Annotated in this window: 18 protein-coding genes; 10 read left to right on the forward strand and 8 right to left on the reverse strand. The window is 68.2% G+C overall.

What is annotated here, in order from left to right; translation table 11 throughout:
- The coding region (rfaE2, locus tag DM816_RS34390; protein ID WP_117214641.1) for a D-glycero-beta-D-manno-heptose 1-phosphate adenylyltransferase at positions 1–668 on the forward strand (668 nt) is incomplete at its 5' end.
- Positions 665–1315 (forward strand): SDR family oxidoreductase, encoded by a 651-nt coding sequence (locus tag DM816_RS34395; RefSeq protein ID WP_117214642.1) that lies wholly within the window; start codon positions 665–667, stop codon positions 1313–1315. The genes rfaE2 and DM816_RS34395, both read left to right, overlap by 4 nt.
- 157 nt (positions 1316–1472) lie before the next feature.
- Here the strand turns inward: DM816_RS34395 and DM816_RS34400 are convergent, their stop codons facing one another.
- Positions 1473–2678: a glycosyltransferase gene (locus DM816_RS34400; protein WP_117214643.1), complete on the reverse strand. Its 1206-nt coding sequence runs from the start codon at positions 2676–2678 to the stop codon at positions 1473–1475.
- 153 nt (positions 2679–2831) lie between these two features.
- Between DM816_RS34400 and DM816_RS43110 the strand changes: the two genes are divergently transcribed.
- From DM816_RS43110 to DM816_RS34415, 3 genes are read left to right on the forward strand one after another with little or no spacing between them, the layout of a single operon-like run.
- Complete coding sequence (locus DM816_RS43110; protein WP_162908124.1) at positions 2832–3920, forward strand: baeRF2 domain-containing protein; 1089 nt, start codon at positions 2832–2834, stop codon at positions 3918–3920.
- A gap of 44 nt (positions 3921–3964) precedes the next feature.
- Positions 3965–4534, forward strand: a complete 570-nt coding sequence (locus DM816_RS34410; RefSeq protein WP_117214644.1) for a hemerythrin domain-containing protein — start codon at positions 3965–3967, stop codon at positions 4532–4534.
- A gap of 27 nt (positions 4535–4561) precedes the next feature.
- The gene (locus tag DM816_RS34415; protein WP_117214645.1) at positions 4562–5341 is read left to right on the forward strand and encodes an Fpg/Nei family DNA glycosylase; all 780 of its coding nucleotides are present in this window, start codon (positions 4562–4564) and stop codon (positions 5339–5341) included.
- Here DM816_RS34415 and DM816_RS34420 read toward each other — a convergent pair.
- From DM816_RS34420 to DM816_RS34440, 5 genes are read right to left on the reverse strand one after another with little or no spacing between them, the layout of a single operon-like run.
- Positions 5305–5694: a low affinity iron permease family protein gene (locus DM816_RS34420; RefSeq protein WP_117214656.1), complete on the reverse strand. Its 390-nt coding sequence runs from the start codon at positions 5692–5694 to the stop codon at positions 5305–5307. The two genes, DM816_RS34415 and DM816_RS34420, sit on opposite strands and share 37 nt — an antisense overlap.
- Before the next feature lie 26 nt (positions 5695–5720).
- Positions 5721–5981 carry a DUF4235 domain-containing protein gene (locus DM816_RS34425; protein ID WP_117214646.1) on the reverse strand — a complete coding sequence of 87 codons (261 nt, stop codon included), beginning with the start codon at positions 5979–5981 and terminating at the stop codon, positions 5721–5723.
- Complete coding sequence (locus DM816_RS34430) at positions 5978–6238, reverse strand: DUF3618 domain-containing protein (protein ID WP_117214647.1); 261 nt, start codon at positions 6236–6238, stop codon at positions 5978–5980. The genes DM816_RS34425 and DM816_RS34430 overlap by 4 nt, the downstream gene beginning before the upstream one ends.
- A complete protein-coding gene (locus DM816_RS34435) occupies positions 6235–6609 on the reverse strand; it encodes a phage holin family protein (RefSeq protein WP_117214648.1) in 375 nt (124 codons plus the stop codon). The genes DM816_RS34430 and DM816_RS34435 overlap by 4 nt, the downstream gene beginning before the upstream one ends.
- A gap of 18 nt (positions 6610–6627) precedes the next feature.
- Entirely contained in the window at positions 6628–7596 is a 969-nt protein-coding gene (locus DM816_RS34440; RefSeq protein ID WP_117214649.1) for a YihY/virulence factor BrkB family protein, read from the reverse strand.
- A gap of 103 nt (positions 7597–7699) precedes the next feature.
- Between DM816_RS34440 and DM816_RS34445 the strand changes: the two genes are divergently transcribed.
- The 3 genes from DM816_RS34445 to DM816_RS34455 are packed head-to-tail and all read left to right on the forward strand — an operon-like array spanning position 7700 to position 9449.
- On the forward strand, positions 7700–8110 hold the full coding sequence (locus DM816_RS34445) for an RlpA-like double-psi beta-barrel domain-containing protein (protein WP_117214650.1): 411 nt from the start codon (positions 7700–7702) through the stop codon (positions 8108–8110).
- A gap of 12 nt (positions 8111–8122) precedes the next feature.
- Positions 8123–8710 carry a cell wall protein gene (locus tag DM816_RS34450; RefSeq protein WP_117214651.1) on the forward strand — a complete coding sequence of 196 codons (588 nt, stop codon included), beginning with the start codon at positions 8123–8125 and terminating at the stop codon, positions 8708–8710.
- Between the two features lies 1 nt (position 8711).
- Positions 8712–9449, forward strand: a complete 738-nt coding sequence (locus tag DM816_RS34455; RefSeq protein ID WP_117214652.1) for a MauE/DoxX family redox-associated membrane protein — start codon at positions 8712–8714, stop codon at positions 9447–9449.
- Between the two features lie 4 nt (positions 9450–9453).
- On the opposite strand, the gene DM816_RS34460 is transcribed toward DM816_RS34455, so the two are convergent.
- Complete coding sequence (locus tag DM816_RS34460) at positions 9454–10560, reverse strand: NAD(P)/FAD-dependent oxidoreductase (RefSeq protein ID WP_117214653.1); 1107 nt, start codon at positions 10558–10560, stop codon at positions 9454–9456.
- An 80-nt stretch (positions 10561–10640) separates the two neighbouring features.
- On the opposite strand from DM816_RS34460, the gene DM816_RS34465 reads away from it, so the two are divergent.
- Positions 10641–11072 (forward strand): hypothetical protein, encoded by a 432-nt coding sequence (locus DM816_RS34465; protein WP_117214654.1) that lies wholly within the window; start codon positions 10641–10643, stop codon positions 11070–11072.
- A 22-nt stretch (positions 11073–11094) separates the two neighbouring features.
- On the opposite strand, the gene DM816_RS34470 is transcribed toward DM816_RS34465, so the two are convergent.
- Positions 11095–11817 carry a DUF899 family protein gene (locus DM816_RS34470; protein WP_117214655.1) on the reverse strand — a complete coding sequence of 241 codons (723 nt, stop codon included), beginning with the start codon at positions 11815–11817 and terminating at the stop codon, positions 11095–11097.
- 52 nt (positions 11818–11869) lie between these two features.
- Between DM816_RS34470 and DM816_RS45365 the strand changes: the two genes are divergently transcribed.
- Positions 11870–12444: winged helix-turn-helix transcriptional regulator (locus DM816_RS45365; protein WP_162908126.1), on the forward strand; the 575-nt coding region annotated here is incomplete at its 3' end.

Raw genomic sequence — 12444 nt, forward strand, 5'->3', positions numbered from 1 at the left:
GCGGGGTGCCTTTGATGGTGCGACCGCCGGTGCGCGGCGACGGGGACGCGTGCGGTGCGGGCGACCGGTTCGCGGCCGCGGCGACGGCGGCGCTCGCGGACGGGGCGGTCACGAGCGAGGCTGTGTCGGCCGCTGTTGAGGCGGCTGCGGTGTTCGTGGCCGGTGGCGCGGCGTCAGGCTACGGTCGCGCGCCCAGGCCTCGGGCGGCGTCAGGAGTCGGCATGGCGGCGGCAGAGCGCGTCATCTCGGCGACGCGGGCGACCGGAGGCACTGTGGTCGCGACGGGCGGGTGTTTCGACCTGTTGCACGCCGGGCACGTCAGCACGCTGCAGGCGGCGCGGGCGCTGGGCGACTGCCTGGTCGTGTGCCTGAATTCGGATGCGAGTGTGCGAGCCCGCAAAGGACCCGGACGGCCCGTAGTGTCCGAACAGGACCGTGCACGGCTGCTGCTGGCGCTCGAATGCGTTGATGCTGTCGTGATTTTCGACGAGGACACGCCCGTCGAGTTGCTGTCCAGGCTCCGGCCGGACGTGTGGGTCAAGGGCGGCGACTACCGGGCCGAGCAGATGCCGGAGGCGGAGCATGTGGCCGCGATGGGTGGGCAGGCGGTCACGGTGCCCTATTTGGACGGTCGATCGACCACTGAGCTGATCAGGAGCATGGCATGAGAGTCCTGGTATCGGGAGGTTCCTCGGGCCTCGGTGCGGCAGTTGTTGCGGCCGTGGCCGACGCGGGCGGCAAACCGTACATTGTGGACCTGAGCGAGGGCATCGATGTCGGCGACACCCGGCGGGCGGAGGCGGCGGTGCGCGAAATCGCCTCCGCCGCAGGCGGTTTGGACGGTGTGGTCACGGCCGCGGGCATCGACCATCCTGGCGCGCTTGAGGACGTGCCGGGCGAACAATGGGATCGTGTAGTCGCCGTGGACTTGCTCGGCACCGCCGCAGTGGTGCGAGCGGCTCTGCCTTACCTGTTCGAATCGCGCGGCCACGTCGTCACGGTAGCCTCTACGCTGGGCATGCGTGCCCTGCCGCACGCGACCGCCTATTGCGCGGCCAAGTTCGGCGTTGTCGGCTTCACGCGTGCGCTGGCCGCCGAAACCGCGGGCCGCATCGGTGTCACGCTGCTCGTGCCGGGCGGCATGCAAACCTCGTTCTTCGACGGCCGCGACGAGCAGTACCGTCCCGGCCCCGACGCCCGCCTCAACGACCCGCGCAACGTCGCCGCGGCCGTCATGTTCGCCCTGTCCCAGCCGGCCGGCTGTGCGATGCGCGAGATGGTCCTGTGCCCCGACACGGAACCCTCCTGGCCGTAGGCACCTTGATGTCGCGGACAGCGGCGACAGACTCGCGAGATCCTCCGCGGGCCGGATCATGCCGCGCAACTCCAGCAGCGTGCCCTGCCGCAAGGCGGCCTCCAGCTCGGCCGGGGAGAATGCCGACCCCAGCCGAGGCTAAACGAAGGTCCGACAATCAAGCCAGCGCGAGAGTCGGGGCGGTGCGAATGGCGTCCGCGTAAACCTGCTCGACCCGGGCCGCGATGGTCGGCCAAGGGTAGTGTGCCTCGACGCGCGCCCGCGCCGCCCGGCCCTGCGCCGCCCGTGCTTCGTCATCGTCAAGCAAAGCGCGCAAGCTGGCCACGAGCGCCGTGTGGTCGCCGGGCGGCACCAGTGCACCGGTCTGCCCGTGCACGACCGTATCCTGCAGTCCCCCAACCTTGTATGCCACAACGGGTTTCCCGCACGCCATGGCCTCCAGCGGCGTGATCCCGAACGGCTCATACGCCGGTGTGCACGCCAGCAGCTCCGTTGCGCAGTACCAGTGTGGCATCTGCGCGGGCGAAACAGACCCCAACAATCGCACCCGACCCGCCACGCCCAGCTCCTTCGCCAGCCGCATCAGCCCGCTCGCCACCGGATCGTCCGCGAGCTTTTCCCGCGCCGGCCCGCCCGCCACCACGAGCCTGACGTCGGGCAGGTCCGGCACCGCCCGCACCAGATCGGCGAACCCCTTGCGCTCCACCATCCGCCCGACCGTGAGGATGCGCTTGAGCGCGCTCCGCCGCGAATTCGACAGCGGGCGGAACGTGTGAGTGTCCACTCCCGACGGTACGACGCTGATCCGCTCCCGCGGAATCCCATATCCGCCAAGCTCCCGCACCTCATCGGAACACTGCGCGACGATCCGGTGCGCCGCCCGCCCCACCATGCGCTCCAGATCGATGCGGTCGGGCGGGCTCGTGTCCGCCGCGCCCTGCATGCGCCGCTTGACCGAGCCGAGCGCGTGATAAGTCATGACCACCGGGATCGGATGGCGCCGGGTCGCGGCCAGCGCCGCCAGCCCACTCATCCAAAAGTGTGCATGCAGCACATTGGGCGTGCCCACCGCGCACCACCGGTCGGCGAGCCACCGCCCGAAGGATTCCATGTGCGGCAGGAGTTCGTCCTTGGCCATGGCCTTGGCCGGGCCCGCCGGCACGTGGTACACCGTGTACCCGTCGGCAACGGTCACCCGTTCGGGGACCCGCCGGCTGTCGCGCCTGGTGTAGACGTCCACCGCGTGACCTCGCCCCGCCAGCGCGGCGGCGAGCCGGGCCACGTGGATGTTCTGGCCTCCCGCGTCGACACCGCCGATGGCCGCGAGGGGGCTGGCGTGCTCCGAGATCATTGCGATCCGCATGGCGATGCATACCCCGCGACAACCGAAGGAAACGGTTAGCCCGTTGAGGCGAAGCCGTGATCTTGAGCGGTCGAGGTCGGCAGCGCCGGCGGTCCGAGCCAGCCGCTGCTGGAAATACGGTTTATCGGGGAACGCGGCGGGTACCCGAAACGTATGTTCTTAACGGATCTACGGCCGCTATACGATCTGCCGGGGCCGTGGATTTCTGTGTATCTGGACGCCTCCCGCGCGACCGAGCGCGGAGCTGAAGAAGTCGGCCTGCGTTGGCGTGCCGCGCGGGAGTCCCTACTGGAGTCCGGCGCAGATCCGGGCCGCCTGGACCAGATCGAAAAGCTGGTCTCGCGCGACCATTCCCCCGGCAACCACGGCTTGGCCATCATCGCCAACGCCAACAAGCCGGACGCGGCGCACGTGGAGCCGCTGCCGGAGCCTCCGCCGACCACGAGCGCGGAGATGGGCCCGCTGCCACGCGTGATGCCGATGTTGCAGCAGCGCGGCGAGCAGGTGTCCTGGCTTCGTATCGTGGTGGACCGCACGGGCGGCCGGATCGAACAGGCCGTCGCCGGCCGGATGCACCGGGTCGAGTCGGTGGAGGGCAGTGAGCACTACCCGATCGGCAAGCGTAAGCCGGGCGGCTGGTCCGCCCCCCGGTACCAGCGGGAGGCGGAGGAGAATTGGGAGCGCAACGCGTCGGAGGTGGCGTCGGCGGCCGCGCACATGGCCGAGGAGGCGCAGGCCGAGGTGCTCATCGTCGCGGGCGACGTGCGGGCGCGCCAGCTGCTCGTGGACGAGCTTCCGCGGCACTGGCGGGAGCGCACGGTCCAGACCGACTGGGGCGGCGGAAACGGCGCCGACCCGGAGCGCCTCGACGACACGACACACGCCGCGGTGCAGGAGATCGCGGTGGCCCGGATCGAGGACGCGCTGGACCGCTACCGCCTGCAGTCGGCGCACGGCGAGGCCGAATCCGGTCTTCTCGCAACGGTTTCCGCGCTGCAGCGCGGTGTCGCCGAGGCGATCATCGTCGATCCGTCCAGTTTGGACGGACAGCACCTGTGGATCGGTCCCGAGCCCGCCTACGTGGCGACCAGCGAGAGCGACCTGCTTCGCCTGGGCGTGGCCAACCCGGCCCCGGTCGACGCGGGCGACGGCCTGGTGCGCACGGCGGCGTGCACCGGCGCGGAGTTGTTCGTGGTGGAGCGTCCGGCCTTCGCGGACGGCGTGGGGGTCCTGCTCCGATAGGGTTTCGACGTTTCCGGACGGCCGCAAAGGGTACCGGGTAAAGCATGAAACGCGACGTAGTAACGCTGATCATGCAAGATCACCGCGAGTTTGAGCGGTTGTTCGAGATGTTGCAAACCGGTGAGGGGGACCGGGAGCTGTATTTCCAGCAGCTCGCGGGCCTTCTCGCAGCGCACAGCCGGGCCGAGGAGGCCGAGGTCTATCCGATGCTCGCCAAGACGGGGGCGCAGGACGAGGCCAAGCATTCCCGCGAGGAGCATGCCGAGGCCGACGCGCTCGTGGCGAAGCTGAAGAAGATGAAGGCCGATGCGCCGGAGTTCGAGCAGACCATGGCCATGCTCATCGAGGGTGTGCAGCACCACATCCAAGAGGAGGAATCCGAGGCGCTGCCGTCACTGCGCGCGGGGCTCAGCGAGGATCAACTGGCCAAGCTCGGCGAGGCGTTCGCGCTGCGGCGCGGTGCGGAGCTGGAGCACGGCCCGCGGGCGCGCCAGGTCGGCGGTTCGGAGATGACCCGCGACAAGCTCTACGAGAAGGCCAAAGAGCACAACATCTCGGGGCGCTCCCAGATGACCAAGGAAGAGCTCCAGGAAGCGGTCAAGGCGGTCAGCTGACCCGATTGACATGACACAATTGACGGCGTGCCCGAGGGTGACTCCGTTTGGAACATGGCGCGGCGGCTGCAGCACGGCTTGGCCGGTTCGGCGCTGCTTGGCTCGGATTTCCGCGTGCCACAGCTGGCCACGGTGAAGCTTGACGGCTGGACCGTGCTGGAGTCCGCCAGCCGCGGCAAGCATCTGCTGCTGCGCATGCGTTCCCCTGCGGGCGACAAGCTGGTGACGCTGCACTCGCATTTGCGGATGGATGGGCTTTGGCGGCTGTACCTTTCGGGTGAGCGCTGGACGGCCCGCCCCGCGCACCTGATCCGGGTGATATTGCGCACGCCGACGGCCGTTGCCGTCGGCTATCACCTGCATGAGCTGGCGCTGGTGCCCACCGACCAGGAGTCGACCCTCGTCGGCCATCTCGGCCCCGATCTGCTGGGCGACGACTGGGATCCCGACGAGGCGGTGCGCCGGCTGCGCGCCCACCCGGACACGCCGATCGCCGAGGCGCTGCTCGATCAGCGCAATCTGGCCGGGATCGGCAACATTTACCAGACCGAGGCCCTGTTCATGCACCGGACGTCGCCGTTCACCCCGGTGTCCGAAGTGGAGGATCTGCCGGGACTGGTGCGCACGGCGCAACAGCTGCTCGACCGGGCAAGGTTCGGCCGGGAGCGCAGGCACGCCGTCTACGGCCGCACCGGTCAGCCGTGCCCGCGCTGCGGCAAGGGCATCCGCACCGACAAGGGTCAACGCGTCACCTACTGGTGCCCCAGCTGTCAGGCGCTTTCCCTCTCCTCCAGCCCCACGGCCTGACGCAGTTCCTCCAGATCCTTTTGCAACTCTTTGGATTTGGGGTGGTCGTGGCTGACCGAGCGCATCAGGTCGGCCAGGCCGTCGGCGATGGCGTTCAGCTTGTGCTGCACGGCCTTGTCCGACCGCTCCTGGGTGTTCTGCAGCAGCGCCACCAACAGGAACGTGACGATGGTCGTGGCCGTGTTGATGATCAGCTGCCAGGTGTCGACATCCTTGAACAAAAAGAACGACGGCGCCCAGACCAGGATCAGCAGCACGCACATGGCAAAAAACCAGGGCCGCGACGCGAACGTGCTCGCGGCCCTGGCGAACCGGTCGAACCAGCCCACCTCTGCCGTGACATCGGAGGGCATCAACTGCCTACGCTCGGCCGCCATGGCTAGTCCGGCCAGTGCCCGGTGAGCGCGCGGATGCCCGTCGCGCCGCCGCGGTCGATCGACGCCTTCACCACAGCGAAGATCGCACCCTGAAGCGCCGCGGCCACAAGGATTTCCGTCCAGGTGCGACCCTCGTCGGTCGCGTCCGGCGCGTCGTCCTCCCCCGCCACACGCTTCCAAACCTCTTTGAACAACAGGCCCGCCAAGGCACCGGCCAGCGCTCCGGCCACCAAGCCCACCGGCTTGTACACGAGCCGGTTCATGAGCGCCTGCCCCTCACTATCACGACCACTGCTACCGCCACGGCGGCGCTTACGGCGAAGACCAACAGGGTCATGGGGTTGTGCCGCGCACGCTCCGCGATCTGCTCACCCGTCTCACGGGCCTCAGCAGCCACATCCGAGGCCACATCGCTGACACGCGCCTTCACATCCACCTTGTGCGCCAGAGCGTCGATGGTCTCGCCGAGTTCGTGCCTGGTGTGCGCGATCTCGGTCGCGAGCTCGTCGGTGCGTTTCATCGTGAGCTCCTCATGGTGTCGATGTCCGATTGAACGCTGCGTATGGTCCGCTCCGGCTTGAGCGGCGTCGTCTGCTGGAAGTGCCTGCGGCCGATCAGGGCCTCGACGCCGGCGATCAGCAGCAGCGCGACACCGATGATGAGCGCGGCCGCCCAGCCGGGCATCACCCGGCCCAGCGCCAGCCCCGCCGCGACCAGCAGCGCCGCTATGCCGAAGTGCAGGGCCATCGCGGCCCCGCCGAACATGCCGATCCCGATGCCCGCGTGCCGGCCCTTCTCCGCGAGTTCGGCCTGGGCCAGCCGGATCTCGTCGCGAACCAGCGTGGACATCTGGTCGGTCGCCTTCTTGATCAGGTCGGCCGTTGATTCCATTTTTTGTTGGTACCCGGTCTAGCCACGCTTATGCACGTACGGCTCCCGGTCCTCGGGGTATCCCGCGGCGATCGCCTTCCCCCGGCTGAGCTCGGCGTCGAATTCGGCTCCAAACAGGACGGCCAGGTTGGTGAGCCACAACCAGACCAGGAAAACGATGACGCTCGCGACCGTGCCATAGGTCTCGTTGTAGGAGCCGAAGTTCGCCACGTACACGCCGAAACCGGCGGAGATGACGAGCCACAGCAGCACGGCGAGCAGGCTGCCCGGGGTCACCCACTGGAAGCCGCCCTGGCGGGCGTTGGGCGTGGCCCAGTACAGGATGGCCAGCATCAGGCTGACCATCAGCAGGAGCACGGGCCACTTGGCGACGTCCCAGGTGCGCACGGCCGCCTCGCCGATGTTGAGTGCGCGGCCCACCTGTTCGGCGAGGCGCCCGCTGAGCACCACCATGGCGGTGCTCGCCACGAGCAGCACGCCGGTGGCGATCGTGACGATCAGGCGCAGCGGCATGGTCTTCCAAAACGGCCGGGTCTCGCGCACGTCGTAAATGTTGTTGGCGGCCTTCGTAAACGCCGACACGTACCCCGACGCCGACCACAGCGCGACGGCGAGTCCGATGATCGCGGCCAGGCCGGGCCGGGTGTCGGTGCGCTTGACGTTTTCGATCGCGCCGTCGAACACCTGCCGGGCGGTCTGCGGCATCAGCTGGCCCACGTTGTCCCGCAGCGACTGGGTCAGCGACTCGTCGAGCAACCCGAACACGGCCACGAGCACGAGCAGCCCCGGGAAGATGGACAGCACGCCGTAGTAGGTCAGCGCGGCGGCCCACACGTTGAGCTCGTCGTCGCGGAACTCCTTGACCGTGCGTTTCAGCGCGTCGCGGATGCCACGCCAGCCCAGCTTGGACGGGCTGCGCGGGGGTTCGTCGGGCGAGGGTATCTCGGGCTCGCGCACGCCCACGCCGTACCCGATGACGACAGGCATCAATCACGGAGAGTTCGTTAAAAATTTCCTTCAATAGATACATTGACGTGGCTAAGTTTCAGGAAGCAGGATGTGAACACCCCCGGAAAGAAAGGAGCACCCGATGGTGGCAGTCAGGGGCGAGATGTCCTGGTTCTGTTGCGGCAACGCGTGGGGCCCATGCGGATCCACCGGGCACGGCGCCTGCGGCACCTGCAACTCCGGCTCCCGGCAGCACGCGTGGCCCGCCGCCTCGCAGGCCTGCCTCGACATCACCCGGCCCGACCTCTGCGGCATCGGCCTGACCAGGCGCAGCTGCGGATTCCGGCACCGCACCACCAACCTGTGCAACGGCGCGGCGGTCACCACGTCGATCGCCGACTGCGGCCCGCGCACGCGCAGCTTCTGCGGCGAGCGCAGCTGCTGCGGCGCCAACTGCGCGAGCAACCGGCTCATCGACCTGACCCCGTCCGCATACAGCGTCATCGCCAGCCTGTCCACCGGCCTTCGGCCAGTCAGCGTCGATGTCGGTTAGGGAGGAATCGCGATGACCACCAAGCTTGACCGCCGCGTCTTCCTGACCGCGGCCGTGCTCACCGGAGCGACCGCCGTCGGGTCGCTCGACCCGGCCGAGGCCTTCGCGGCGCCCAAGTTCGACGTGGAGCCGGGTGCACCGGACCCCAACTTCGTCGAAGGCCGCATCGGCACGATCACCGGGACCATGCTGTTCGTGACGGGCTCGGACGGCGTGTTCAACCGCGTGCGCGTCACGGGCGCCACGAGCGTCTGGAAACTGACGCCCACCTCGTTCGAGAAGGTCGCGGTCGGCGACGGCCTCTACGCCCGCGGGGTCCGGATGGCCGACGGGGTGCTCGCGGCCGAGTCGCTGTGGGTCAACATCGTCAACATCGAGGCGCACATCTCGTCGATCGGGCGCAATGTGCTGCACCTCGAACACCACGGGAGCAAGATAGTCGCGCACGTGGTGCCGGGCACGACCGCGACCGTCTACAACGGCACGCCTGCCATCAGCGACATGTCGCTGCTGAAGGTCGGCGGGCACGTGAAGGTCATCGGCGCGTGGATCCCCGACACCAACGAGATCCAGATCGCCACGGTCTACGCGGGTGTCTGACATGTCCCCGTGGCAGTTGGTGTTCGTGGGTGGCGTGCTCGCCTGGTCGGGCGGGTTCAAGCTGTTCGCCCGCACGGCCCCGGTGGCCGCTGCTTCATCGGCGTTGAGAACCCTTGTGGGACAACGGCACACCGTTTGGGTGTATCGCACGGTCGGCGCGGTCGAACTGGCTGTCGTGGCCTCACTCCCGTTTACGCGGATGCCTGCGGTCGTCTTGTCCCTTGCCTTCATCGGGTACCTGGCCTACGGACGGCTGAAGGCGCCGACTTCGTCGTGCGGGTGCTCAAGCGCGCACCGCAGCCCGATCGGGTGGCGCAACTTCGCGTTCGCGGGGGTGCTGCTCGCCGCGCTCTTTGTGCCTGCGGTGGCGGTGGCGGGATTTGTGCTCGGCTTCGCGCTCAGCCCGCAGTTCGACCGGTACTGGCTGATTCCGTTGCGGCAATGGAAGGTCCGGCTGACCCATCCGCTCGCTTCAGCACAGACCGACGAAACCCCGCTGCACTCGACGGTCCAGCAGCTGCAGCGCAGCGACGCCTACCGCAAGGTGGGCCAGTTGCTCCGCTCGGACGTCGTCGACTCGTGGGATGAGGGCGAGTGGCGGATGCTGCGCTACACCATGCGCTATCAGGAGCGCACGGCCAGCGCGGTGTTTGCCGTGCCACGCCATGCCGACGAGCCCGCGCGCGTGCGGCTGGCCGTCGTCGACGACACCGACGACGCGATATTGTTCACGGCATAATTGTTCACGGCATAACGGCTTCGGCGGCGGTGCGCCACAGCAGACGGGCTGTCAGCAACCCGTCGCCGAGGCCCAATTCGACGAAATCGTCGAACACGCCCTGATTCTTGGCCCCGGCGCTTATTCCCGCATCCACGATCCGGCGGGTGTTGGCCAGCCGCGCGGCAATCGTCGTGTGCCGCAGATGCCGTCCCAACCTCGCCGTCAGCTCTCGCGAATAGTGTTGCGCGGCAAGACCTCCGTGTAGGGCCGCCCGCCCGGCCAACGCCCCCGACACGACCGCGTAATAGATTCCCTCACCCGTGAACGGATTGATGAGCGAAAGCGCGTCGCCCGCCAGCAACACCCGTCCACGCCCCGGCAAGGGCCGATGCGTCGACAGTGGCAGGTGATGCGCGCGAAGCTTTTCCGCCGGGCCCACGTCTCCCAGGAGAGTCGCCATGCGGCCCAGCAGATAGGCCCGGCTCAGCGCACGCCCGCGCAACACCTCCCCATAGCCGATGTTGCGCCGGCCGTCACCGATCGGAAACGACCACGCATACGCCGGCCAACGCCTGTCATACATCACAATCCGTTGCTCCAGGGGTCCCTCCTGCGACGCATATCCGCGTATGGCAATGGCCACGTGCCCCGCAGGATTGGGCCCTTCGCCCAGGTGCCGCCGCACCATCGAGCCCGCCCCGTCGGCCCCGATTACCACGCCCGCCTCTATCTCCCCGTCGAGCACGACCCGGTCGGTGTCTGTCCACAAACGACGCACGGTGTGCGGGCGCAGCTCCACCCCCGCCCGCACCGCCTCCTGCACCAAACGTGCGTCAAAAACGACCCGCGGGATCACCCGCACCCCACCGCGCAGCGGCCGTCTCGCCACCGCACCGCGCGGGCCGGTCAGGCTCAGCACCGGGATCGCGGGATAGCCGCGGTCCACACCGGACAGTCCAAACTCATCTTTCAGGAACTCGAACACGTGCGGCGCGATCCCGTCCCCGCACGCCTTGTCCCTCGGGAAGTCGTACCGGTCAAGCAGCACCACGCTCGCCCCGGCTCGCGCCGCGGCCATCGCCGCCACCGCTCCCGCCGGGCCCGCACCCACGACCGCCACGTCGTACACATTGGTCAGGCTAACCCCACCCCGAAGACACCTGTCAGCGGGCGTGATCGCCCCACCTCCCGCGCCGCACAGTGAACCCCATGACCACACCCAAGCCCATCCAAGCCGCGTTCGGCCTCTACCTCTTCGCCCTCGCGGCAGGTGTCTTCGAGACGGCTCTCATGACCGCCGGCCGCCCACTGAGCGAGACCGCCGCCCCCATCGCCATCCGCATCGTCATCACGACCGTCGCGGTGGTCATCGCGCTGCGCATGCGCTCGGGCCGCAACTGGGCACGCATCACCCTGGCCGTCGCGCTTGGCCTCGTCGGCACACTATCCCTGGTCTACGACCCCATCGTGTCGCTCATCGACGGCACCCTCACGGCCCCCACGGGCGCGACCGAAATCGCCTTCACCGCCAGCCGCGCCCTGCACACCCTTGCCGTCCTCACCGCAACCACCCTCATGTTCCACCCCACCACCCACCGACACTTCTCCCGCCTCTCCCCGCCGCGCTCCTCTTCGCGTTGATCATGAGCTCAAAAGCCCATGATCAACTGGCATGGCAGTGGTGCTCGTCCTTCTTTCCCACCGGCGTGACCCCCGGTCTGGTCCACTGCGCCGTCGGCCGCCCGTCCTTGCGCCAGTGGCTGTAGGTCGGGTGCTGCGGCCAGCCCTCCGGTGAGTCCTCCCAAACCTCCTGCCGCCCATACACCGCCATGTCGAGCAGTTTCAGCGACCCCATGATGGCCTCGACCCCACGCCCCGTTGTCTCATACGTCAAGAAAACCCGGTCACCCGACCGCATATAACACGCAATGCCAGCCGCCGCGAAGTACGTATCATCCACTCCATACGTCGAATACCACGGATGCGTGTAGCCCATGAACTCCCGGAACGGCGCCACATCCTCATACGGCCCCTCACAGAAGACCGCGAAGGTGATCCCGCGTGCCTCCAGATAGACCGCGTTCTGGAAGTTCCAGATGCTGATGGTGCAGCCCTCACACTGGTCCTCGAACGGCTTTCCCAAGTGCCACATGTGCTTGTACACCACGAGCTGGTCGCGTCCCTCGAAGATGTCGGCCAGTCGCGTCGGCCCGTTCTCCCCCACCAGCTCGACCGGCGGGACTTCGACCATCGGCAGGCGTCTGCGTGCGGCGGCTATCGCATCCCCCTCCCGCGTATGCGCCTTCTCCCGCACGAGAAGCGCGTTGCGCTCCTTAAGCCAGGTCTCGCGGTCAACAACGGCCGGCACAGCACTAACATCAACCATGCCGCTATGATAAACATACGATCTACTCGCTTTAACAGAGTGGAGCCTCACATTGCCGAAGAAACTCAGCTACGCCGACCTCGGTGACGCGTGCCGCGCCGCGAACGCCCTCGACCTCGTCGGCGACCGCTGGACCCTGATCCTCGTGCGCGAGCTGATTCTCGGACCCAAGCGCTTCGCCGACCTTCAAGACGCTGCCCGCGGCATCACTCCGGCCGTCCTCACCGACCGGCTGCGTGCCCTGCGGCAGGCGGGCATCATCGAGCAAATCGTGCTCCAGGACCTGGCCCGCACCCGCGCCTACGTCGCCACCGATTGGGGACGCGGCCTCGAACAGGTCCTCCAGTCGCTCGGCAGGTGGTACTCTGCGGGCCCCCACCCCGAACCCACGGGCGGCATGACTCCCGACGCCGTGGTCATTGCCATGCGCACCATGGCGCCTCCCACCGCCAAGGCGATCCCGCCCATCGCCCTGCGTCTCTACGACGCCCGCCGCGCCAACCCCCCAACCCACGACTATCAACTGTCCACTCACGACGGTGCCCTCGCCATCCACCCCGGCACCCCCGCCAACCCCGCCGCCACCATCACGGCCGACTCCACCACCTGGCAACAGATCCTCTTCGG

Source organism: Allorhizocola rhizosphaerae (assembly GCF_003426775.1).
GTDB classification, from domain to species: Bacteria; Actinomycetota; Actinomycetes; order Mycobacteriales; family Micromonosporaceae; genus Allorhizocola; species Allorhizocola rhizosphaerae.

Bases quoted from the DNA above. Each gene is read 5' to 3' on its own strand.
- DM816_RS34395 (WP_117214642.1), top strand. From the start codon at position 665: ATGAGAGTCCTGGTATCGGGAGGTTCCTCGGGCCTCGGTGCGGCAGTT.
- DM816_RS34400 (WP_117214643.1), bottom strand. From the start codon at position 2,678: ATGCGGATCGCAATGATCTCGGAGCACGCCAGCCCCCTCGCGGCCATC.
- DM816_RS43110 (WP_162908124.1), top strand. From the start codon at position 2,832: ATGTTCTTAACGGATCTACGGCCGCTATACGATCTGCCGGGGCCGTGG.
- DM816_RS34410 (WP_117214644.1), top strand. From the start codon at position 3,965: ATGAAACGCGACGTAGTAACGCTGATCATGCAAGATCACCGCGAGTTT.
- DM816_RS34420 (WP_117214656.1), bottom strand. From the start codon at position 5,694: ATGCCCTCCGATGTCACGGCAGAGGTGGGCTGGTTCGACCGGTTCGCC.
- DM816_RS34425 (WP_117214646.1), bottom strand. From the start codon at position 5,981: ATGAACCGGCTCGTGTACAAGCCGGTGGGCTTGGTGGCCGGAGCGCTG.
- DM816_RS34430 (WP_117214647.1), bottom strand. From the start codon at position 6,238: ATGAAACGCACCGACGAGCTCGCGACCGAGATCGCGCACACCAGGCAC.
- DM816_RS34435 (WP_117214648.1), bottom strand. From the start codon at position 6,609: ATGGAATCAACGGCCGACCTGATCAAGAAGGCGACCGACCAGATGTCC.
- DM816_RS34440 (WP_117214649.1), bottom strand. From the start codon at position 7,596: ATGCCTGTCGTCATCGGGTACGGCGTGGGCGTGCGCGAGCCCGAGATA.
- DM816_RS34445 (WP_117214650.1), top strand. From the start codon at position 7,700: ATGGTGGCAGTCAGGGGCGAGATGTCCTGGTTCTGTTGCGGCAACGCG.
- DM816_RS34450 (WP_117214651.1), top strand. From the start codon at position 8,123: ATGACCACCAAGCTTGACCGCCGCGTCTTCCTGACCGCGGCCGTGCTC.
- DM816_RS34455 (WP_117214652.1), top strand. From the start codon at position 8,712: ATGTCCCCGTGGCAGTTGGTGTTCGTGGGTGGCGTGCTCGCCTGGTCG.
- DM816_RS34465 (WP_117214654.1), top strand. From the start codon at position 10,641: ATGACCACACCCAAGCCCATCCAAGCCGCGTTCGGCCTCTACCTCTTC.
- DM816_RS34470 (WP_117214655.1), bottom strand. From the start codon at position 11,817: ATGGTTGATGTTAGTGCTGTGCCGGCCGTTGTTGACCGCGAGACCTGG.